Origin of the sequence: Bacillus sp. TH30 (assembly GCF_016650875.1) — a bacterium.
GTDB lineage: Bacteria > Bacillota > Bacilli > Bacillales > Bacillaceae_G > Bacillus_A > Bacillus_A mycoides.
In genome coordinates this window covers 287,552-309,720 of sequence record NZ_JAEKEY010000001.1, presented here as the reverse complement: position 1 = coordinate 309,720, position 22,169 = coordinate 287,552, and the positions used below count along the sequence as shown (strand labels likewise).

The window sequence follows — 22,169 nt, the reverse complement described above, 5'->3', positions numbered from 1 at the left end:
CTTTCATAACGCGCAATTATCAATTACTGGTAAAAATTTTGATATTAAATTTCTGGGGAAGTGATAAGTAATGGTCACTGCATTAAATAATGAAATTAAAAAATCATTAGTTGAAAAAATTGTGAATAAAAGTGCGTGTATTGGATATATTGGTCTGGGATATGTTGGACTACCATCGGCTCTTAAATGTTTAGAAGCAGGTTATGAGGTAAGAGGATTCGATAAAAGCACAGCTAAAATAGAAAAATTAGAATGTGGAACAAGTTATATCAGTGATATACAGGATACCGAAATCCAAGATGCTTTACATACAAATAGGTTTTTTATTAGTACAGAAATGAAATATATAAATGGATGTGATGTTGTCGTTATATGTGTTCCTACTCCTTTAGAAAAAGATAGTAAACAACCAGATTTAACATATATTCATTCAGCAGCTAATGAAATAGTCAAGTACATTAGAAAGGGTACATTAGTCATTCTAGAAAGTACTACTTATCCAGGTACAACAAGAGAAGAGATTTTATATAAATTAGAACATGAAACCAATTTTGAAATTGGTACAGATATTTTTGTAGCGTACTCTCCAGAGAGGATTGACCCTGCGAATAAATCATTTTCAATCCAAGATATTATTAAAATTGTAGGTGGAGTTACGTCTAATTGTACAGATTGTGCTGCAGCCTTTTACAGTAACCTAATTAATGGGATCCATAAGGTCAGTAGTCCAGAAGTGGCAGAGACAGCGAAGTTATTAGAAAACACTTACCGTTTTATAAATATTGCATTTATTAATGAAATGACACAAATATGTAATGAATTAAACATTAATATTTGGGAAGTAATTGATGCCTCTGGGACTAAGCCGTTTGGATTTCAAAAATTCTATCCAGGTCCTGGTGTAGGAGGACATTGTATTCCAATTGATCCTATATATTTTAAGTGGATTGCAAATAATAAAGATTTGGCAACAAGAATGATTGATGTAGCACAAGAAATTAACGAAAACATGCCAAATTATATTATTAAAAGGGCATTACAGTTACTACAAGATGAAGATGGAAAGAATGTTCTTATGATTGGCGTAGCATATAAGAAAAATGTTAATGATGCTAGAGAATCGTCAGCTTTGGATATTATGAATGGTTTAATGCTAGAAGGGTATAACGTCGATTACCATGATCCATTTATTGAGGATCTAATTGTGGACAATCATAATTTAAAAAAATCTATCGATTTAACTATGAATGCATTAAATAAATACCATTTAATTATTGTTCATACGGATCATGATTGTATTAATTTTAATTTGTTCAATGAGGCAAATTGCTTAATTTTAGATACAAGAAACATATTTAAAGATGAATCAATATATAAAAAAATATTATATGTTTGTAGGTGATTATATGGTAGAATTTATTCCTTTTTATCGACCAGAAATAAATGATGAAGATGTTGAGGGAGTTATTCGTGCTCTTAAGTCTGGATGGCTTTCAAAGGGGCCAAAAGTGATAGAGTTTGAAGAGAATTTAAAAGAATATCTAAATACTGAACATGTAGTAAGTTGCAATTCAGGGACTGCGGCGTTACATTTAGCGTTATTGTCTTTGGGGGTTGGATTAGAAGATGAAGTAATAGTTCCAAGTTTTACTTTTTGTTCAAGTGTAAACGTTATTATGCATGTAGGTGCAAAACCAGTATTTGTAGACATAGATGAAGAGGATTTATGTCTTGACCTCCATGATGTTAAAAGAAAAATCACTAAAAAAACTAAAGCCATTATTGCAGTTCATTTTGCTGGATACCCAGCCAAATTAAAAGAACTTCAAAAGATATGTAAAGAACACGGGTTATTTCTGATAGAGGATGCGGCTCATGCATTAGGAACTAAGTATGATGATACTTTGATTGGTACACATGGAGATATTATTTGTTTTAGTTTTTATGCTACTAAAAATATAACAACAGGTGAAGGTGGAGCGTTAGTCACTAAAAATGAGGAGATTGCTGAAAAAGCTAGATTATATGGTTGGCATGGCATCACCAAGAATGCATGGAATCGTTATGGCGAAAAAGGAAGTTGGCGTTATGATGTTCTATTACCTGGATTTAAGTATAACATGATGGATCTACAAGCTAGCTTAGGTATTAGTCAGTTAAAAAGAGCTGATGAAATGATTGAAAAACGAAAGAGAATAGCGGAAATATACCAGGAAGAATTAAAAGAAATCCAAGAGTATATAACATTACCTAACTATGTAAACAATCCAAGTATAAAACATGCATGGCATTTATTTGTTATAAAGATTAATCCTAATTCTCCTATCAGTAGAGATCAGATGATTCAAGAAATGAAAAAGAGAAATATTGGGCTGAGTGTTCACTTTATTCCCGTTCATATGCATCCATATTATCAAGAGAGATTTAATGTACATTTACCCAAAACAGAAGAAGTATTTGATCAAATTATTTCATTACCATTGTATAGTGCACTTACAGAAAATGAGGTTGAACATATCGTTACATCTTTAAAAAGTTTATACCAATTAAAGGTAGGGAGGTAAATATTTATGAAGATAGGAGTTATTGGTGGCGGTGGATTTATTGGTAAACATGTTACAAAGGAGTTAATAGCAAGAGGTTATGAAGTAATTATATTTGATAAATTTAAACCAAGTATTGATGTTCCTTTTGAAGAAATTGATATCTTAGATATTGCGACATTAAGAGAAAAGCTTATTAATGTGGATGGGGTCATACATTTAGCTGCATTAGTAGGTGTTGATAATTGCCGTTCAAATGAAGAAGATGTAGTCAGGGTGAATTTTGAAGGCACGAAAAATATTGTAGAAGTTTGTATAGAAAATGGAATAGATAAGTTATTATTTTCTTCTAGTTCCGAGGTGTATGGGGATGGTGTGAGTGTTCCGTTTAAAGAAAATGATGTCAAAATTCCCAAATCAGCTTATGGAAAAGCCAAATTAATGTCAGAAGATTTTTTGAAAGAATATGCTAATAATAGTTTTAAAGTCAGAGTGGTACGTTATTTTAATGTATACGGTTCACAACAAAATGATAACTTTGTGATTTCTAAGTTTTTAAAACAAACTCATAACGGCGAAAATATTACTATTTATGGGGACGGACAGCAAATTAGATGCTTTAGTTATATTAGCGATATTGTTAACGGAACTATATTAGCATTTGAATATGAAGGAGAGAATTTTGCTGATTTTAATATAGGAAATAACAAGCCTATATCTATGGAGGAATTAGCGGGAAAAATCAATGAGTTAATGGGAAACAAAAGTGAAATTGAATTTCTTAATTTAGGAGATGAGGGAGTAAGAGATTCTAACATAGAAATATTCAGAAGAATCCCTTCGATAGAAAAAGCTCAATTATTATTAAACTATCAACCAGTTATTTCATTAAATAAAGGGTTAGAGATAATAATAGAGGAGAAATATGGAAACACAGTATCTATATCCTAAAAACCCAAAAAAATTAAGTATCCAATATATCCTTCTTTTTGGAGTATATTTGATCATATATATTTTTTGAAAAGTATATATAGATCCAATCATTCTAATCTAAAAGAGAGTTTACAAACTCTCTACCCTAATTCCGAAATTATATTAACTAATAGTGGTTCGTCGGCATTAGTAGCAGGGTTAAAGTATCTAAAGATAAAAAAAGAGGATGAAGTAATTTTATCAAATTTTAATTGTCCTAATGTAATAGAGGCTGTATTAACAGTAGGAGCAAAACCTGTATTAATTGATTTGACTACTGATTACTCACTTTCTCTTAATAAAATAAAAAAATACTCAAATGAAAATACAAGAGCAATTATTCTTACACATGTGTATGGATGTCATGAAGATTTAGAGGTTATTAATTGGGCCAGAGACAATGATATTTATATAATTGATGATGCAGCACAAGCAATGTTCTCTTATCAAAACGAAAAATTAATTGGTAGTTTAGGTGACATTGGAATTTTAAGTTTTGGGGGAACTAAACCCATCCCAAGTATAGGGGGAGGAGCATTACTTCTTAATCGTACGGTAAATGACTCGTGTGATATGGATGAAGAAAAGAAAGAAGAAGTGCTTTTAGATTATAAAAACCACCTGAAAACGCAATTAGCTTTAAGAATTAAGAAGAGTAGGCTACTGAGTTTATTTACTGATTATTGGGAAAAGTCAGGGATTCTTCCTTCTTATAATGATAGCAAATTGGATTCTTTGCCAGAGGAAACGGAAGTTATATATCCAAAAACAATGTCCACATTACGCTCATTGTTAATTGATAAACACTTAAAGAGAACGAAAAAGATTTTAGAAATTAATATATGTAATGCCAGTTTGTGTTATACGATGCTGCAATCAATTGAAGAAAAGTACGGGGTAAAGATTATATTTTCAGCTCAGAATGTTTATTTGAACTATTTCACTATTATTTTCAAAGAACCCTCTGATAGGTATGAGTGTTCCGTATATTTGGCGGAAAAAGGAATACAAACTTGTTGGAACTATCTACCTTTGAGTGAAATTCCTATTTTTTCGAAGTACGCTACCGAGTCAGAAAATATAGATTTTTTATGGCCAAGAGTATTATCAATACCTTTTAAATATCCTTTAGGGAATAAAGACCTTAAGTATATATGTAGTCAAATTCTAATATATTTAGAGAAAAAGAAATAAAAGGTGATTATATGGAAATTGAAATATGTACTGATGCCCAATATTGGGATGCCTGTATGGAAGAATACAATGGTTCTGTATTTCATTGTTATGAATGGGGAAAATTAATGGAATTATTACCTGGTGTTCAATTTTTTCCAGTACTAATAGAAACAAGAGATACAGTAGTTTTATCTCCTATGTATGTACAGGATGGTAGACTGCTAGGAAGTTTAATTGGTTATGGAGGCCCAATAATAATTGGCCAAGATAAAATAGATTTTTCATTTTATGAATCAATAATAAATAGAAAGTTTGAAAATAAAATTCAAAAACTTTTATTACCTATAACGATAAATCCTTTTCAAAGTTATAGTAATGAAAAGTGGGATTATAAAGAAACTTATATGTTAGACCTACCAAATAGGTTTGAGGATTTATGGACGTCGTGTTCTGGAAAAGCTAGGACAAGTGTAAGATATGCACGTAAACAAAATGTTGAAATTCGGCCTATAGCTTCTGAGGAATTAGATGAATTTTACAATTTATATCAGGAACATAATAACAGTATAGGGGCGAGTTACTCATTTAGTAGAGAGTTTTTTAATCATTTATTTCTTAACTTACAAGAAAAAATACTTTTCTTAGGGGCATTCTTAGAAGAAGAACTAATTAGTTCCAGCATTTTTATAATGGATAAACAAGTTTTATATTACTGGATCAATATTAATAATACCATAGGGAAAAATTCACAATCTTCATATTTGCTACTAAATGATGCGTTTGAATTAGCAATTCATAATAAATTAAAGTATGCGGATTTAGGATATTCGCATAATAAAGGAATTGCTAGACCAAAGATATACTGGGGAGCAGTTTTGAAAAAATGTTTTTGTTTAAAAGAGAGGATTTAAACTATGATTATTAGTGGCCACCAACCAAGTTATTTACCTTGGTATGGTTTTTTTGAAAAAATTCATAAATCGGATGTGTTTGTATTTCATGATATAGCACAATTTGAAAAGAAAGGTTTTTTAAATAGAAATCGTATTAAAACTTCCCAAGGAGTATCCTGGTTAACGGTTCCGATGCAAATGAAAAATTATAAAGAAATCCCATTGAATAAGTTAAAGATAGACAATACACAAGATTGGGAGCGAAAGCATTGGAAGACAATAAGAATTAATTACTCTAATGCGCCCTATTTCAATGTATACAAGGATTATCTAGAAAATTTTTATTCAGAAAAATGGGATAATCTAAATAGTATGAATATGAACTTTATTCATTTTATTATTCAAGAATTAAATATTGATACGGAATTATATTATGCATCAGAGCTAGAGGGGATTACAGGGAAAAAAAGTGATTTTGTATTAGAGCTTTGTCAAAAGTTTAATGCCAATACTTATTATTCTGGAAGTTTAGGTCAAGATTATTTAATAGAAAGTGATTTTGAGCATGAAAATATAGAAATCATATACCAAAGGATAAGAGAGTATTCTTACCCACAGTTATTTGGAGAGTTTATACCGCATTTATCTATGCTAGATGTTTTATTAAATTGTGGTCCAGAGGAAACAGAAAAATTTATTAAAGGAGTTTAAAATCATATGAATGTACTTGTATTTGCTGCACACCCGGATGATGAAATTATTGGTGTTGGTGGAACAATAGCAAAACACGTGAAACAAGGTGATGATGTACATGTTGTAATCCTTGCAGAGGGGAAATCTTCGAGATCTAAAGAATACAGAGAACTAGATTTAGAGGTTAAGAGCCTGTCTTATAAAGAAACGGAGGGGGCATGTACTACACTTGGTGTAACAAGTTTTGCGAGATTAGATTTTCCTGATAATCGTCTTGATACATTGCCATTACTCGATGTTGTAAAAGAAATTGAAGAGCACATTAATAAAATAAATCCTACGATTATTTATACTCAATATGGTGGAGATATAAATATCGATCATACTGTTGTTTATAGAGCAGTGATGACAGCTACACGACCTCTACCAAATAGTAATATTAAATGGGTGTTTGCATATGAAACCTTATCTTCTACTGAGTGGAATTATAATGAGAAAGATAAGTTTCTTCCTAATTATTTCGTAAATATTGAAGAACATTTGGAGGCAAAATTAAATGCAATGAAACATTATGAATCGGAGTTAAGGGAATTTCCTCACCCACGTTCAATAGAAGCAATGAAGCACAATGCTTTTGTATGGGGAGCAAAGTCAGGATATAAAGCGGCTGAAGCATTTATGTTAGTAAGAGGAACATGGTAGGTGAAGAGAATATGTTAATACCGCAGGTACCATTCTTTGGATTAGATAGCAAACAAATTGATTTAAAATGGGTTGAACAAGGTTATGGATTAGAAGCAAATATTTTTGATGGAGAATCTTTACATGATAAGTCATATACAACAAAGTTTTCAGATGTACTTTCTTTTGTTCAAACACTTAATCCATCTTTATTAACCTTGCATTTTCCAACTGATAATGCAGACTATTTAAATAGTGAATTTATAAAAAAACAGTTATATGAGTTTATTAATCTTGCTATAAAATATAACGCAGCAGGTATAACAGTTCATGCTAATCAATTTATGAACATAGCAGAATTTCAAAAGTATAATCTTATTGATAATAGAAAAAGAATTATAGAGTTCTTTAAAATGATAGATGAGGAAATAAAAGGAACCAATATATGGATAGGTGTTGAAAACTTACCCATCATTGGAAACTTAGGTGATGACTTTGATCCTATATTTGTATACCCAGAAGATTTTAATGACTTGGTAAATTTAGATTTATCTAATGTTGGAATAACGTGGGATATATGCCATTGGTCTATCACTTATCTTACACGTCTAGGTATTTCTAAATTATTAAGACAAGAGGAAATTGAGTATAAAGACTTTCATAAGTATATAAATTTAATGAATCATATCAAACATTTACATTTTAGTTCTTTTAAACATTTGACGATTCCTTATAGTGAGGTACGCTGCTTTGAGGGAGAAAGTCCGACTAATGGTTCTATTAATGAACATTTATTACATGAAACTTTATTAAAAGTAAAGAATCAAGTTTCACGTAGAAATATAGGAATTGTATTCGAAGTACAGGAGACTGATTATACAAATAGAGTGAAATCATGGGAGACTCTTAATTGGTTCCAAAAGAATATTACTGGCATACAAGCAAACTCGAATTTTCTAAAGATATAAAAAGAGTTACTGGTTTAATATCATATCAAGTAATTTAAGTTAGAGATGATTTTAGTAAACCTTTTCTTCTAAATAAGTATGTTAGAAGGGAAGGTTTTACTATTAATGTTTTCTAATAAAAGGGAGGACAAATGAAAAAATTAGCTATTACAAAAAAAATCATTGTAAGTTTTGGAATTCTATTGCTTTTCTTTTTTAGTAATCCATATGGAGAACCAGTAAAAGTAAATGCTATGGTTAATAATAATCTGTATTCTCCTGTGACAGAACAAGTTCGTGCAAGTCGTGCCATTGAACATATACGTTTTCTTTCTGAAAAAATTGGTCCACGGCCAAGTGGGACTATGCAAGAACATAGAGCAGCTAAATACATTGGAGATACATTGCAGAAATTAGGGTATGAGGTTGAATATCAAGCACTTCCTGTACCTGATCAATATATTGGAAGTATTTCTTTTAGTATGTATGGGGAAAAAGATTGGCAGGTTGGGGCAGCATCTAATGCATTTATATCTACAAATCCAGTGGTTGGCTCGGTAGTTTTTATAGGAAAAGAAACCAATATTAATAGTTTATCTGAGTCAATCCATGGGAAGATAGTATTATTAGAACAAGCCGATACTATTGAAAAATATAATGAACAGGTTGAGCATGTAGCGATAAAGGGAGCAAAGGGTGTGTTGTTATATAGTACGATTGGGGATAGAGGGAACTATGGAGAAGCTTTTAATCCAATTTTAAAAAAGGAACAATCGATACCTGTATTTGGACTTGCCTATAATCAGGGGATTAGAATGAAAGAAAAGTTATTACATAATCAAAATGTAGTCAGTTTAAAGGCAAAGCAAGAAGTAAATTTGCGCTCATTAAATGTTATTGCGAAAAAAAAGCCTAAACATACGACAGGTGATGAGGAAGTAACAATAATGAGTGCTCATTATGATAGTGTTATTGGGGCACCTGGAGCAAACGATAATGCTTCTGGAGTAGGGCTTTTATTAGAGTTGGCTTACAATTTTAAGGATATAGAGACTAATAAAGAAATTCAATTTATTGCTTTTGGAGCGGAAGAAAATGAATCTTTAGGAGCTTATCATTATGTTAATCAGTTATCAGCTAAAGACAAAACACGTATTCGAGGAGTGTTTAATGCAGATATGATTGCAACAAGTTATCATCAGGCTAAGAATTTATATGCAATGACGTTAGATGGCTCTCAAAATGAAGTAACAAATACTGCTGTAGCTACTAGTAAAGAATTGAGGAAATCGGTTGTGTTAACTGGAAAGTTTGATTCTAGTGATCATGTACCATTTAATCAAGCTGGAATTCCCTCTGCTTTATTTATATGGATGGATGTAGAGAGTTGGGATCCTCTTATTTATCATGTTGAAAGGGTTTTCCATACACCTCAAGATACCGTTTTAGAGAACATCTCGGCTCAACGTATGCAAGATGCACTGGAGATTATTGGTACGAGTTTATATTATTTTATCAAAAGATAAGTATTTTTATGAATTGGTAGCTTATTTTGCTAAATTTAGATTTTGGTAAAAGTGTTATAAAGCTCTTTACGTAATAAAAAATATACAGTGAGCATAGGTGAGATATATATGAGAAGTACATGGAAAGAGTTCAAGGGGATGGACCTTAATGTATGGATTCGCTTTATTGGAGAAGCTTTAAATGGTATTGCAATGATGATGTTAATGCCATTTTTCGCATTATATTTAAAGGATAAAGTAGATTCTTTGCTTGAGGTAGGTGTGATCATAGCTTTATCTCCAATTGCAGCAAGTATAGGCTCGTTAATTGGAGGACATATAGCAGATACTTATGGCCGGAAACCAACTATGGTACTCTCTATGGCTAGTAATGGGTTATTAATGCTGTTTTTTTTGTTCATAGATGGTTTTATAGCATATGCAATCTTATCTATCGGTTTAGGGTTATGTAACTCTTTTTTTGAACCAGCCGCATCTGCAATGGTTACGGATGTAACAGAACCAGAAAAAAGAACTGAGGCATATGGATTACTTAGAATGGCTCATAATATAGGAGCAGCGATAGGTCCTATAATTGGCGCAGCAGTTGTAGTTGTATCAAAAGATGTCATCTTTTTGATTACTTCTGGAACCATGCTGTTTTATACAATATTAATGGTACTGTTTTTAAAGGAAACAAAACCTAAAAATGTCATGATACATGAAGAAACACCTGGAAATTCAATAAGATCCACATTAAGAGTTGTTATAAGGGATAGGATATTACTTTTCTATATAGTTACAGGAATCATTATATTTATGGGATTCTCGCAATCGGAAGGTATGTTACCGCTTCATTTTAGTAATGAGAAGACAATGATTTTTGGAAATAGTAATCCATTCCCATATTTAATGACGTTAAATGGCCTATTAGTTGTTTTTTTTCAATTTCCCATTTCAAAATGGTTAACTCACAAATCGATTGGGAAATCAATGCTATATGGCGCAATTCTTTTTGGTATTGGTCTTTTGGCAATAGGATGGTTACCAAAGTGGTTTCAAGTAATAAACACAAACGATTTAGTTATTTTAGTTTCATTATTAATAGCTTATACAGTTTATACTTTAGGAGAAATGATTATGTCACCTGTCCAAATGACTTTCGTTGCTAATTTAGCTCCAGAACATTTGAGGGGTACTTATATGGGAGCCGCTAATCTGCAGTGGATTACAGGTAATATATTAGGGCCTCTTTTAGGCGGTTTATTACTGGAGCATCTTCTAGGGCATATATTATTTACAATCTTAGGTGTGGGATGTGTTATGTCTGGATTTGTTTACTTATTATTAGATAAACTTGTTGAGAATAGAAGTAAACAGATACCTATAAAACAAACATCTTAATTTTAAAAGTGTTATCAAGTTGAAAAAATTTCTATTTTATGAATTAAGTAAAGCGCACGTTTATTAACAATAAACGTGCGCTTTGCTTATTATCATTTATAATGTATTGAAATTAATTCATACATAGTAACTTTGACAGGCTACGGTTTTAATACGATAAAAATTAATTTGATTCTTCTTAGTCGACTACAATCAGATTTCTTGTCTTATCAATATGATTAAGTAGCATATGATACTCTTCTTCATACATAGTTAAACGTTGTAAAAGGGTTTGATTCTCTGCTTCTAAATATTCAATTTGCTTTTGTAAATTTGTCAATTCATTCACTTCTTTATAATTTTGTAGAAAGATAATAATGTCATCTAATGTAATAGATAAAGAGCTTGTTTCTTTTGTTTGTTGGATGGGGGACTTGTTATTTCCAGTTTTTTGATTTTGTTTAGCCTGTTGTATTTCTTCTTCGTATTGTTTTCGTACGCATGAGTTCCAACGAAATCCGCAAGCAGCAGGTGTCCTAGCTAATTGCTTAGCTACCTCTTTAAATGCAGCTAATTGTGTTCCACCGTCACGAATATTTTGAAGTACTATTGTTGCGAGAAGTGAATCGTTATCGTTAGTCCAGGAATCTTGTCTTGAAATTACCATTTTTCAATCCCCCTTATATGCCTTTAATTACATATATGCAATTACTTAAAATGATAGAAGCCCAACTTCTCTTAAAATGTAAAGGTTTTATACTTAAATAAGAGATCGGTTTAATATGAGGAGAATAAGACTCATATTAAAATAATTAGGAGTAAGTTGATAGAAGTATACACTCTGTGAACTACCCGCCACTTAACGTCCTAACGGACTGTTTGAAGTGGGGGATTCTCGGTTAGTCGTTACTTTTGATAGCTAACGAATTCGTCCTAAGACAGCCGAGCTAACTCCCTTGTTCCAAAGGTTATTTTATTGCTATTTACGCTAACACTAATAGACGTATTGCTTCATTTTTGATATTGATAGCTGCGTTATAATCTCTATCGAGATTATAACGCATATACAAGAATATACTCGTTCAGACAATGACATATTTTTTACATTTCCACAACTGCTACATGTTTTTGTGGAAGGAAACCATTTGTCTATTTTCATAAGTTGTTTTCCTTGTTCGTATAGTTTATAAGCTAAAAAAGAAGTGAACATTCTCCAACTATTGTCAGCGACACTTTTTCCAAAATGAAGTGCTTGCGACATTCCTTTCATGTTTAGGTCTTCAATAGCTACAACATCAAAATGAGTAGCCAACTCTTTAGACTCATGATGAAGGAAATTCTTACGTTGGTTAGCTACTTTCTCATGTAACTTAGCTACACGAATACGTTGTTTATTCCAACGCTCAGAACCTTTATTGCGTCTTGCTAATACTCGTTGTGCCTTTGCTAATCGGTCTAACATGTTACGATAGAACTTAGGATAATTGGCTTTCTCACCCTCAGAACTAACATATAATCCATCCATCGCAAAGTCTAATCCAACAACTGTTTTTACTTCTTTTTGTACAATCTCTTTTTCGTATTCAGTCAAGATGGACACATAGTATTTACCAGTAGGTGTCATAGAAATCGTACATGACTTGATCATATAATCTTGTGGTATCTCTCTATGCTGTTTGATACGTACCATTTTCAGTTTTGGCAATTTGATATGACCATTAAGCAACATAATATTTCCGTTTACTACATTCGTTGTATAAGACTTTCTGTCTTTTTTACTTTTGAATGTTGGGAAGTCATTTTGACCACTAAAGAAATTCTTATAGGCAGTTTGCAAGTTTAGTTGAGCATTTGCCAAAGCTAATGAATCAACTTCTTTTAACCACTCAAATTCTGCTTTATATTTCGCAGGAGTTGGAAGCTTTTGTTTCTTTAGTTGTTCCTTATCATCTTTGTATTTTTCGTACGCTTCTTTCCGTTCAGCTAACATTCTGTTATACACGAAACGTACACAACCGAAGGTTTTACGCATTAGATATGCTTGTTCTTCTGTTGGATACAAACGGAATTTATATGCCTTATTATGCTTTGTCATACCATTTCACCTCACTTTTCACCTTGATTTTCAATATATTTCTTTACTACGTCTATTGGCGAACCACCAGTAGTTAGTAAGCAAAAACTTTTTGACCAAAACATCTCTTTCCAAAGTTTCTTTTTCACTTGTGGAAAGTCTCTCTTGATTAGTCGAGAACTTGCACTTTTATAAGCATTAATAAATTTTGTCATTTCTGTATTCGGATGTGCCTTGAACAAAATATGAACATGGTCTACATCATGATTCCACTCTACCAGTGTTATGTTGTAATTCTCGGATAACCTGACAAACATGTCTTTTGCATAGTTTGACATATCATCATCAAACACATTTCTTCTGAATTTTACGACCAACACAAGATGGTAATACAACAAGAATACTGAATGGTTATTGCTGTCTAATTTCATTGATATACCAACCTTTGCGATTTATAAGACTGATTATATCAGAGGCAAAATAAAAAGCAAAGCCTTTTGGCTACGCCAAACCGAAATTCATCTCCCACCTACCGCTGGGCTACGCCCTTCATACGCTTGAGGAAGGAGAATTCTTTCGAGGAATTCGTTAAAATGCGAAATTGCATAAAAAATAAGGTTGACTATTTATCAAGGTTGTAACTATACTGGTTACATCTATGCGACTAAAGTAATAGATTTGATGGCATGAACTAGTTGTATTAATGATATATAAGTGAATATAAAAAAATGAATGGAGTTGAAAATATAACCCTAAATATAAGACGCTTGTATAAAAAAGAAGTTAGGTAATCTATAGTTTTTTATAATCATATATAAATTAAAAGAGGTGCACGATTTGAAAATTTTTAAGGGAATTCTAGTTTCTTCAATTGCATTAACAGCATTTAATGGGGTGGGCGGACTACTCCCAAGTGAAAAATCAGAAGTTGCCTACGCAGCTAGTTACGATTATTCAAATAAGCAATTGAATTCTATTGTACATAAGCAAGTTACTAAACAATTAATTTTGAAATTTAAAAATGAAGCAAATTTGCCATATCAGGATGGGATAGAAAAATTCATTAAAGAAGAAAAACAAGACCCTGAATTAAATGGAATTTTAGCCAAATATCAAAATGTAACTATAAATCGACTTTTTAGGTCTTTAAATCCTAAAGAAATTAAAAATCTAGGTAAAGAAATAAAAGACTCTGATCATATTTCTTCTAATTTGCTAAACTATTATATTGTAGAAACCCAAGGTGATATTGATGTACAAGCATTGCTTGTACAATTTGAGAAATCATCTCTTGTTGAAACGGCATATTTACAGGAAGAAGAAGCTCCACCTGAAGAGCGTTTATCCAATTTATCAGTTAATCCATATGATGAACCTAGACTTACAAGGCAAGGTTACCTTGAACCAGCACCATTAGGAATCAATGCACCTTATGCCTGGAGTATAAAAGGTGGAGATGGAAAAGGAACAACTTTTGTAGATATGGAGTATGGCTGGTTATTTAGTCATGAAGATTTAGTGAATCAGAAGATCGAATTGATGTCCGGACAGAACAAGAGTGAACACCATGATCATGGTACCTCAGTCTTAGGAATTGTTTCTGCAGAAGATAATAACATAGGTGGAATTGGGATTGCACCAAAAGCTAAGGTAAAGGTTGTATCTCAGATTAGAGACAACGGTATGTATAATACAGCTGATGCTATATTAAGTGCGGTTAACAATATGCAAGCTGGAGATATTCTTTTATTAGAAGCTCAAGCAACTTATGAAGGATATGGAGATAAGAACTATCTTCCTGTAGAAGTAAAACCGGATATATTTGATGCAATTCGTATGGGAGCAAATAAGGGAATTATTATTATTGAAGCAGGTGCAAACGGCGGAAATGACTTGGATCAATTTAGAGACCGTAATGGTAAACAAGTTTTAAATCGTAATAGTCCTGATTTCAAAGATTCAGGGGCGATTATGGTTGGAGCAGCTTCTGCAAGGGTCCCTCATAAACGTTCATATTTCTCTAATTATGGTAGTAGGGTAGATGTATATGGATGGGGGAATGCAGTGGATACAACAGATGCTAAACCACGTGAATTTATGATAAATCTATATACTTCTAGCTTTAGCGGAACATCTAGTGCATCACCTATCATTGCTGGTGCTGCTGCATCAATTCAAGGAATTACAAAAACTAATCTGGGAAAAGTATATACACCAAGCCAGCTTAGAGATATTTTAAGTGATCCTAGTACAGGAACGAAATCCAATGATCCAGCCTCTGATAAAATTGGTGTTTTACCTGATTTAAAAGCCATTGTATCTAAACTTGGCTTTTCACCAAACTTAAGCAATGATTCTTCCATTGTATTCCCAGAGGAACAAGAAATAAATAAAGGGAATGAAGGAACTACTATTACATTCCCGAAAGAGGATTCCGCTAATAGTGAAGGGAACTCTAACTTCATTTTCCCAGAATAATTGTAGAAATACCTTTTATTTAGTATGAAAGAATCTTATATAAGTAGTTGTTTATAATACTAGTGAGACAGGCTCTTATGTGTAATAGCATAAGAGCCTATCTGTTGTACTTTTAACTATATGAGGAAGGTACTTCTGGGGATATTTTAATTGCTTTAACAAATAAAGCGTTAAATTGAATTTATTTACAAAATATACAAGCCGTTTAAGAAGATTTAAGAAGGAGGGCAATTTAATATTCTTAATGTATTATACTGCGTAGCTGAAAAGGTTATATAATGGTTATGATATAATAAAATTCAAGTACAATAAGGAGGGGAAAATTAAATGATTTTTCAAAGCATGATTACAGCTATTATAGAAAAATTACAAGAGACTGTGAATCCCTATTGGATAATTGTATTTGGATCCATAGCAGAGGACAGAGAACGAGATGATAGTGACATTGATATAGCTTATTTAAGTGACATAAAATTAGGGAATTATGAACGTTTTTTATTAGCACAGGAGTTAGCGGATATTGTTCATAGAGATGTTGATTTAGTTGATTTATCAGAAGCTTCTACAGTTTTCCAAGCTCAAATTATACATACAGGAAAGACAATATTTTGTTCGGATGAAGAGCGAAAAACAATTTTTGAAATAAAAACTTTAAAAATGTATTCAAAATTGAATGAGGAACGCAAAATCGTATTTGAGGATATAAAGAAAAGAGGTTCTATATATGAAGAATGAAGTTATTTTGAATAAAATTTCTACAATAGAGCGTTGTATAAAAAGAATTCAAGAGGTATATGGAAATAACCCTGATAATTTAGAGGATTATACAAAGCAAGATTCTATAATATTAAATATTCAAAGAGCATGCGAAGCAAGTATTGATTTAGCAATGCATATTGTTGCAGGAAAGAAGTTGGGACTACCTCAATCTAGTAGAGAGGCATTTGATTTTTTGGTTGATGCAGATCTACTTAGTACCGAACTGGCAAGTAAGTTAAAAGCAATGGTTGGGTTTCGAAATATTGCTGTTCATGATTATCAAAGTGTAAACTTAGATATTGTTCGCCAAATTATTGAAAAACATCTAAAGGACTTTAAACTATTTACGAAAGAAGTTATGGGAATTCTAGAACTATAAAAGTACAAATCTTAGAACTATGATTAAAGTGGAGAACACTGTAGTAACTGTATATCATGAGGAGGAAAGTACTTCAGTGGGTTCTTTACTTGCTTTAACAAGTAAAAATAAATTAAGCGTTACATGGACATATTGAAAAAAGGCATCTTAAGGTGTCTTTTTTTGTTTTGGAAATTATTCGTATATTTTATTATAAACGGAACATAATATTACTAAAATCAGTGGAGGTGTGTATGAAATGCAAATTCGCGAAAATAATAATTCGAACGAAATCTTGATAGCAGCTGCAGCAAGTGCTATTGAGCAAATGAAATATGAAATTGCTCAGGAGTTTGGTGTTACACTTGGACCGGATTCAACAGCAAGAGCAAATGGTTCAGTAGGTGGGGAAATTACAAAACGCTTAGTGCGTATGGCGCAAGAACAGTTATCAGGACAATATAAAATTCACTAAGAGAAAATATGTGTTTGAGCCAAAAGATAGGGAAGGAGTGTGAAAGTATTATTCACACTCCTGTTTTATCGTGTATAGGTAAAGTGTTTAAATTAACTAAATGGCTAACGTTGCTCAGTTGATGGCAGTTAACTTTTTAGATGTATTCCCACAGTACAGCAGTTAATTCATTTAATGTTTTATATGGAGATAAATTAGCATTCATATGCTAATTTTCATGGAAAATAGAAAAACCACCCTTATAAAAGTGGTTTCTAATAATTATTTTGGATTATACATTTACAATTAGGCGATAAGATAATTGGGCAAAGTTAAATTAATAAGAGATACTTTATACATTTCTATTATTTTGGTTCTGGATAATGATTGTAGTACGAGATTCTAATAAATTCTTGGTAGACATTTGTTAATTTAGCATCTCTAAGAGCATCGTTGAATCTTTGCATACGTACACTACCTTGAGCGTATCCTCCACCAGGAGTATAAGGATTTCTAGCTTCAAAGTCATCCATAAATACTTTTAATTTTTTATAGTCTTGAGATTGATAGAAAGCAGCGGCTTCTTCAGGTGTAACATCAAAGTAAGAAGATGATGCTGAGTTATAAGTAGCTGCTTGAGCAGTAGGTGTCTCTAGCATAGTTGCAGCTCCACCAAACATAGTAAGTGCCATAGAAGACACAATGATTTTTTTAAACATAATAAAACCTCCACGTAGAATATTTGGATTAATAGCAATCTTGTAATCATTATAGTTACAATGAAAATGAATATCAAATGCAATGGTGCATAATTTATGATTTGAACGAGAAGTCCCTCCATCTCTATATGAAGGAATGTAATAGGAAATTAATAGATTGAAAGAGGGATATATACTATTGGTGTTAACAAGGAAATAAAAAGGCTTTTTTTAGTTGTAGGAATTTAAAAGGCCCCGTCATTACAGACAGGGCCTTTCAAAAGGGCATACATTTAACAACTGAAGGTACCATTATACTACCATTAATGGGATTTAAATTCCATTCTTTTGGTGTTGAGAAATAAAAAATATATGTTGTAGGAGGAGAGATGAAGAGATGTTTCTTATAGATTTTGAAATACGAGAAAGCAAATGCCGAATTTAAATCTGTCTTTAAACAAAGGCATAGAAGTATTACTTTTGCTTAGCAAAGCGTGTTAAGCCTCATTCAAAGTCAAGTAATTGACTACAAAATAATTCTCTCAACACAAAATATAGTCTGGTTAAAAAATTAGGGGGATCAAATCATTGAAGCAGTAAAAAAACTGTTTTCAGGATAGGTAACCTTTTTGTTTTAAAAAGAGAATATATTTTCTCAACAGGACAAATGGTAATCATCTATAAGTACTAATTATAAGGATAATAGGAAAATAGAAATTAATAATAAAGGAGAATGCGAAATGAAAACAGTAGTATCTGATAGAAATCTAGCTGAAATCTGCGAAGAAGATGTAGAAGTCTTAAAGGTAATGGCACATCCGGTTCGGTTACAAATTGTAAATGAATTAATGCACCATAAAAAGTGTAATGTTACGCAGTTAACGGAAATATTAAGACTCCCACAATCTACTGTTTCACAGCATCTATCAAAATTAAGGAGAACCGTACTCCGTGCAGAAAGAAGAGGGTTAGAGATGCATTATTATATAGATAATGCTAAGGCTCGTCAGATTGTAGGAATTTTAGGTTTGTGGGGAAGTGATAAGTAGCGGCTACATTACATTTTAAAATGAAACACATTTGACACTCCCACCCCTAAAGGGGCCAGCTGACTAACGTCAGTGGGATTCTTGCTACCAAAGGCGAAGTCCATTTCTGGTATCGCTGACGTGCAAGATTGCGGTGTGCCATCACCACTCCCACAACAGACCATATAGGTTCGTGGGCTACGGTACTGTGACCATACCGTACAGATTGTTGGTTCTCAAATTACAAAAACAATTAAATTGATACATTTAAGGTGCAAGTTATAAAAAATATTAAAGGGGGAATTTTTATGTTTAAGAAATTAGTAGTAGGGGCTTTAGCAACTGGGGTTATGCTGTCTGGTGCTACAGGAACATCCGCAGCTGTAGACACTGATAATAATTTGAATAACAGTAATAATTCAATTGCCGCAACATGTGATTATAAGGCTTTTCCTTATAATAGTAAAGATGATATGCCTATGGTAGTGATTAAAGGGGGAATAAAGCATTATTTAAAAGGAACTGTTATAAACGGTGGACAGTTATACGGGTTATATGAACCTGAATATTGTTAAAGAAAGGACACTCATTTGAGTGGCCTTTCTCCGACTTAAAAAATATAAAAATATAACAATCATCGAGTAAGCTTATTATAGCATCAATAAATAGGATTTTTATATGTAATATTGCATATATATAGATTTATTGAAGTTTTATCTATATAGTTTAATTGTCTGTTATTTGTTTTAATTCATTTACTTATATTATTTTTTGAGCGCTCCAGCAATGGAGCCTTTTTTTATGCAATAAAACATTTTCTTTACATTATTTAGTCGATGTATATTAGCTTTTCCTTCTTAAAAGTTACCTATATTTTACCAAAACATTGTATAGACGACCAGTCTTTTTATGAGAATTTAGTGAGTTAATAGTATTAAATTTGAAAATAGTTTTTATATCAAAAGTAGTAGATGGATTATTCTGTATGTCAATCGATATGCTAAATTGCATATCGAAAAAAGTAGAATTTGTTAACGTTTTCAAAATAAGGGATATTTTTATAAATTTCTGCTAATATCAAACTTGTACTTATTATAAAACAAGGGGATGTTTATATGTTTAAAAAAGTTACATTAGGGATATCATCATTAGCGGTGGCGGCGGTAGTTGGGTTAGGAATGGCATCGGAGGCATCAGCAGGACCAGCAGCACCTCTAACTTCTTTAAGTGTAGTAAAAGTAGAATCACAATTGGGTGGAGTTGAATACATTAATCCTAATAGTTTTAGTACAACTAAAGATCATGGGGGAAGTTACTTATATGTTTACACAAAAGAAATAGGATATGGCCAGTTTCCTTTTGCCAAAATGAATGGATTTGATGTGAAAAGTATTGGTTCACAAATAATTGGTGGTAATCCTATTGTAGGTTGGGAATATAAATGGGACGCATCAAATCATCAAGAAGGGACTTTTGAATATCAAAAGACTTCAATAAATTATCCAAGAGATACGTGGCGCACTTCATTATATATTAAATAATTAGTTTTATATATTCGTAGCATGAAAATTCCTGCACCTTGTGTGGAAATTTTCATAAAGAAAAGGCACCCTTATGTAGGTGCCTTTTCCAATAGTTTGTTTAGCAGAAGCAGCTAGCTCCAACTATGATTAATAAAATAAATAGTACAACTAATAAAGCAAAGCCTCCAGCAAAGCCGCCGCCACAACTACCGCAACTACCACCAAATCCCATTTTAATCTCTCCTTTGAGTAGGAGGGGAAAATTAAGGTCATTCATGTATTTTAACGGGTTCACTTTACCCTATGTTTTTACGGATTAATTGAGCAGGTCCTTTTGAAAATAAAAAAGACACCCTAAGGTGCCTTCCTCCGACTTGAACCACTTTACTTTTAATAATATGTATTGGACATTAAGTAAACACATCCTATAAAACAGAATCATTTATTTTTACCAGATTGTTAGTGTACAAATACAAGAGAATCGAGATCGTTTGTTTGGCTAGATTAAAGCAACGCCACATCTATATGGTTGAGATGTGTTACGCCTTCTAATCGGAGAATCTGCTTTATAGAACGTGTCCACAATTTATATTTTACTACATGTAATATTTATTTAGTGTAATTTTTTACAAATATGTATAATTGCATAAAGTTTACGGAAAAATGAGAGTATAATTTGGTATTGTGTAATAAAGATAAAGTCCACCTACGGAAATAGGTGGGCTTTTTAATGCATAAAGAAAAGACACCCATATAAGAGTGTCTTTTCCGATAGTTTGTTTAGCAGAAGCAGCTAGCTCCAACTATTATTAATAGAATAAATAATACAACTAGTAAAGCAAATCCTCCAGCGAAGCCGCCACCACCACCACCACAACTTCCACCAAAGCCCATAATAGTTCCTCCTTTAGATAAGAGGATAAAACAAGAGGTCACTCATGTATTTTAACGGATTCAATTTACTTTATGTTTTTATGCATTAATGGAGCAAGTTCTTTTGAAAAAAAGAGAAAGCCAATCTAAGGCACTTCTCCTGAATATTAATAAATCGCATATATTAATAAAAAACATAATATTTAATTATATAAATAATAAGATTATTTATATAATGTATTAATCCTAACAGAAGGGAGGAATAACCATGCAATTAGTTTGTTTCCAAGTAGTAAGTGGACAATACTTCTTAGTTGTAGAAGGTATCCAGATTCCTGTACCAATTCCAGCGTTTGCTGCAGCTCTATTAATTGGTTTAGGAGTAATCCCACTTTGTTCTTAATTTAAGGAATTGTAAGCAGTTTTACCTTTCAATCGATAAGCCCCTAAGTATATAAATGCTTGGGGGTTTTCTTATAAAAAAAAGACACCCTAAGGTGCCTTCCTGCGATTTGAACCAACGTAATATGGTATTGGATGCCAATCCAATTATTATTTTACCACGTTAGATAATTTCGAGTATTGAGAAATAGTAAAAGCACTCTTTCGAGTGCCGCTATTTACTTCACTACTTTATCCATAACTTCTTTATACTTATTAAACTCTTCATCTTTCATATCGCCATTCATCTGTAAAAGGAAATTCCCCTTAGCATATGTATGTGAGAAAAGCATTGGAGCTGAGTTTCCTAGCTCATCATAGTACTTCTTAGCTTTTTCTAAGTCTTCTTTCTTACTAAATTCAAACACACGGCCACCTTTATCCTCACCTAATTTAGGAATTAGGATTCGTTTACCATCTTTACGCATGTTACCGAACTCTTTTTGTGGTAGATCCGTAGCATTTTCAGCTTCTATACCAGCTTTCTTGAACTCGCTAATAAGTGAAGTTGTAGTAACCGGTTCAGGCTTTTTAGCTTCTTGTTTAGGTTTAGATTCAGTTGCAGTCTTCTCATTTGAACCACAAGCGGATAATCCCATAAGTAAGGCGCTACATGCTAATGCTGTAAGTAATCTGCGTTTCATTGTGTTACCCCCAGTATGTATTAGTTATATAAGCTGAAATGTAAGA

At 32.3% G+C, this 22,169-nt stretch carries 24 protein-coding genes and 1 pseudogene; 18 read left to right on the top strand and 7 right to left on the bottom strand.

Annotated features, from left to right (window positions below):
- Positions 1-70: 70 nt before the first annotated feature.
- The 10 genes from JFU20_RS01605 (at position 71) to JFU20_RS01560 (ending at position 10,814) form a co-directional block, all read left to right on the top strand.
- A complete protein-coding gene (locus tag JFU20_RS01605; protein WP_151304179.1) occupies positions 71-1,402 on the top strand; it encodes a nucleotide sugar dehydrogenase in 1,332 nt (443 codons plus the stop codon).
- A gap of 4 nt (positions 1,403-1,406) precedes the next feature.
- On the top strand, positions 1,407-2,564 hold the full coding sequence (locus JFU20_RS01600; protein ID WP_151304180.1) for a DegT/DnrJ/EryC1/StrS family aminotransferase: 1,158 nt from the start codon (positions 1,407-1,409) through the stop codon (positions 2,562-2,564).
- A 6-nt stretch (positions 2,565-2,570) separates the two neighbouring features.
- A complete protein-coding gene (locus JFU20_RS01595; RefSeq protein ID WP_016096897.1) occupies positions 2,571-3,494 on the top strand; it encodes an NAD-dependent epimerase/dehydratase family protein in 924 nt (307 codons plus the stop codon).
- 66 nt (positions 3,495-3,560) lie between these two features.
- Entirely contained in the window at positions 3,561-4,709 is a 1,149-nt protein-coding gene (locus JFU20_RS01590) for an aminotransferase class V-fold PLP-dependent enzyme (protein ID WP_201038238.1), read from the top strand.
- A gap of 11 nt (positions 4,710-4,720) precedes the next feature.
- A complete protein-coding gene (locus JFU20_RS01585) occupies positions 4,721-5,602 on the top strand; it encodes a GNAT family N-acetyltransferase (protein ID WP_078205763.1) in 882 nt (293 codons plus the stop codon).
- Between the two features lie 3 nt (positions 5,603-5,605).
- Positions 5,606-6,295: a WbqC family protein gene (locus tag JFU20_RS01580; protein ID WP_002204149.1), complete on the top strand. Its 690-nt coding sequence runs from the start codon at positions 5,606-5,608 to the stop codon at positions 6,293-6,295.
- A 6-nt stretch (positions 6,296-6,301) separates the two neighbouring features.
- Positions 6,302-6,979, top strand: a complete 678-nt coding sequence (locus JFU20_RS01575; RefSeq protein ID WP_078205764.1) for a PIG-L deacetylase family protein — start codon at positions 6,302-6,304, stop codon at positions 6,977-6,979.
- 11 nt (positions 6,980-6,990) lie between these two features.
- Positions 6,991-7,926: an apurinic/apyrimidinic endonuclease family protein gene (locus JFU20_RS01570; RefSeq protein WP_078205766.1), complete on the top strand. Its 936-nt coding sequence runs from the start codon at positions 6,991-6,993 to the stop codon at positions 7,924-7,926.
- Between the two features lie 131 nt (positions 7,927-8,057).
- Complete coding sequence (locus JFU20_RS01565) at positions 8,058-9,431, top strand: M28 family metallopeptidase (protein ID WP_078205765.1); 1,374 nt, start codon at positions 8,058-8,060, stop codon at positions 9,429-9,431.
- A 108-nt stretch (positions 9,432-9,539) separates the two neighbouring features.
- Complete coding sequence (locus tag JFU20_RS01560; RefSeq protein ID WP_085313271.1) at positions 9,540-10,814, top strand: MDR family MFS transporter; 1,275 nt, start codon at positions 9,540-9,542, stop codon at positions 10,812-10,814.
- 178 nt (positions 10,815-10,992) lie between these two features.
- On the opposite strand, the gene JFU20_RS01555 is transcribed toward JFU20_RS01560, so the two are convergent.
- From JFU20_RS01555 to tnpA, 3 genes and pseudogenes are all read right to left on the bottom strand, one after another.
- Positions 10,993-11,460: an RsfA family transcriptional regulator gene (locus JFU20_RS01555; protein WP_002144287.1), complete on the bottom strand. Its 468-nt coding sequence runs from the start codon at positions 11,458-11,460 to the stop codon at positions 10,993-10,995.
- A gap of 316 nt (positions 11,461-11,776) precedes the next feature.
- A pseudogene (locus tag JFU20_RS01550) lies at positions 11,777-12,888 on the bottom strand (RNA-guided endonuclease TnpB family protein).
- Positions 12,889-12,899: 11 nt separating this feature from the next.
- The gene (gene tnpA / locus JFU20_RS01545) at positions 12,900-13,298 is read right to left on the bottom strand and encodes an IS200/IS605 family transposase (RefSeq protein ID WP_201038237.1); all 399 of its coding nucleotides are present in this window, start codon (positions 13,296-13,298) and stop codon (positions 12,900-12,902) included.
- A 406-nt stretch (positions 13,299-13,704) separates the two neighbouring features.
- Between tnpA and JFU20_RS01540 the strand changes: the two genes are divergently transcribed.
- The 4 genes from JFU20_RS01540 (at position 13,705) to JFU20_RS01525 (ending at position 16,937) form a co-directional block, all read left to right on the top strand.
- Positions 13,705-15,345, top strand: coding sequence for a S8 family peptidase (locus tag JFU20_RS01540; protein WP_201038236.1), 1,641 nt, complete (start codon positions 13,705-13,707; stop codon positions 15,343-15,345).
- Positions 15,346-15,672: 327 nt separating this feature from the next.
- Complete coding sequence (mntA, locus tag JFU20_RS01535; protein WP_002204144.1) at positions 15,673-16,080, top strand: type VII toxin-antitoxin system MntA family adenylyltransferase antitoxin; 408 nt, start codon at positions 15,673-15,675, stop codon at positions 16,078-16,080.
- Positions 16,070-16,483 (top strand): type VII toxin-antitoxin system HepT family RNase toxin, encoded by a 414-nt coding sequence (gene hepT, locus JFU20_RS01530; protein ID WP_078205919.1) that lies wholly within the window; start codon positions 16,070-16,072, stop codon positions 16,481-16,483. The genes mntA and hepT overlap by 11 nt, the downstream gene beginning before the upstream one ends.
- Before the next feature lie 238 nt (positions 16,484-16,721).
- Positions 16,722-16,937 carry an alpha/beta-type small acid-soluble spore protein gene (locus JFU20_RS01525; RefSeq protein WP_001167047.1) on the top strand — a complete coding sequence of 72 codons (216 nt, stop codon included), beginning with the start codon at positions 16,722-16,724 and terminating at the stop codon, positions 16,935-16,937.
- Positions 16,938-17,281: 344 nt separating this feature from the next.
- Here JFU20_RS01525 and JFU20_RS01520 read toward each other — a convergent pair whose 3' ends face one another.
- Positions 17,282-17,635: a hypothetical protein gene (locus tag JFU20_RS01520; RefSeq protein ID WP_002090455.1), complete on the bottom strand. Its 354-nt coding sequence runs from the start codon at positions 17,633-17,635 to the stop codon at positions 17,282-17,284.
- Between the two features lie 719 nt (positions 17,636-18,354).
- Between JFU20_RS01520 and JFU20_RS01515 the strand changes: the two genes are divergently transcribed.
- From JFU20_RS01515 to JFU20_RS01505, 3 genes are all read left to right on the top strand, one after another.
- The gene (locus JFU20_RS01515; protein ID WP_201038235.1) at positions 18,355-18,663 is read left to right on the top strand and encodes an ArsR/SmtB family transcription factor; all 309 of its coding nucleotides are present in this window, start codon (positions 18,355-18,357) and stop codon (positions 18,661-18,663) included.
- Positions 18,664-18,950: 287 nt separating this feature from the next.
- Positions 18,951-19,217, top strand: a complete 267-nt coding sequence (locus JFU20_RS01510) for a hypothetical protein (protein WP_201038234.1) — start codon at positions 18,951-18,953, stop codon at positions 19,215-19,217.
- A gap of 540 nt (positions 19,218-19,757) precedes the next feature.
- A complete protein-coding gene (locus JFU20_RS01505; protein WP_002017095.1) occupies positions 19,758-20,183 on the top strand; it encodes a DUF4879 domain-containing protein in 426 nt (141 codons plus the stop codon).
- Positions 20,184-20,283: 100 nt separating this feature from the next.
- Here the strand turns inward: JFU20_RS01505 and JFU20_RS01500 are convergent, their stop codons facing one another.
- Together JFU20_RS01500 and JFU20_RS01495 are read right to left on the bottom strand one after the other, a co-directional pair.
- Positions 20,284-20,397, bottom strand: a complete 114-nt coding sequence (locus JFU20_RS01500) for a YjcZ family sporulation protein (protein WP_113937363.1) — start codon at positions 20,395-20,397, stop codon at positions 20,284-20,286.
- 548 nt (positions 20,398-20,945) lie between these two features.
- On the bottom strand, positions 20,946-21,059 hold the full coding sequence (locus JFU20_RS01495; RefSeq protein ID WP_078205657.1) for a YjcZ family sporulation protein: 114 nt from the start codon (positions 21,057-21,059) through the stop codon (positions 20,946-20,948).
- Between the two features lie 247 nt (positions 21,060-21,306).
- Between JFU20_RS01495 and JFU20_RS30365 the strand changes: the two genes are divergently transcribed.
- The gene (locus tag JFU20_RS30365) at positions 21,307-21,441 is read left to right on the top strand and encodes a hypothetical protein (protein ID WP_002016520.1); all 135 of its coding nucleotides are present in this window, start codon (positions 21,307-21,309) and stop codon (positions 21,439-21,441) included.
- Positions 21,442-21,658: 217 nt separating this feature from the next.
- On the opposite strand, the gene JFU20_RS01490 is transcribed toward JFU20_RS30365, so the two are convergent.
- Positions 21,659-22,123: a hypothetical protein gene (locus tag JFU20_RS01490; RefSeq protein WP_016093847.1), complete on the bottom strand. Its 465-nt coding sequence runs from the start codon at positions 22,121-22,123 to the stop codon at positions 21,659-21,661.
- Between the last annotated feature and the right edge of the window lie 46 nt (positions 22,124-22,169).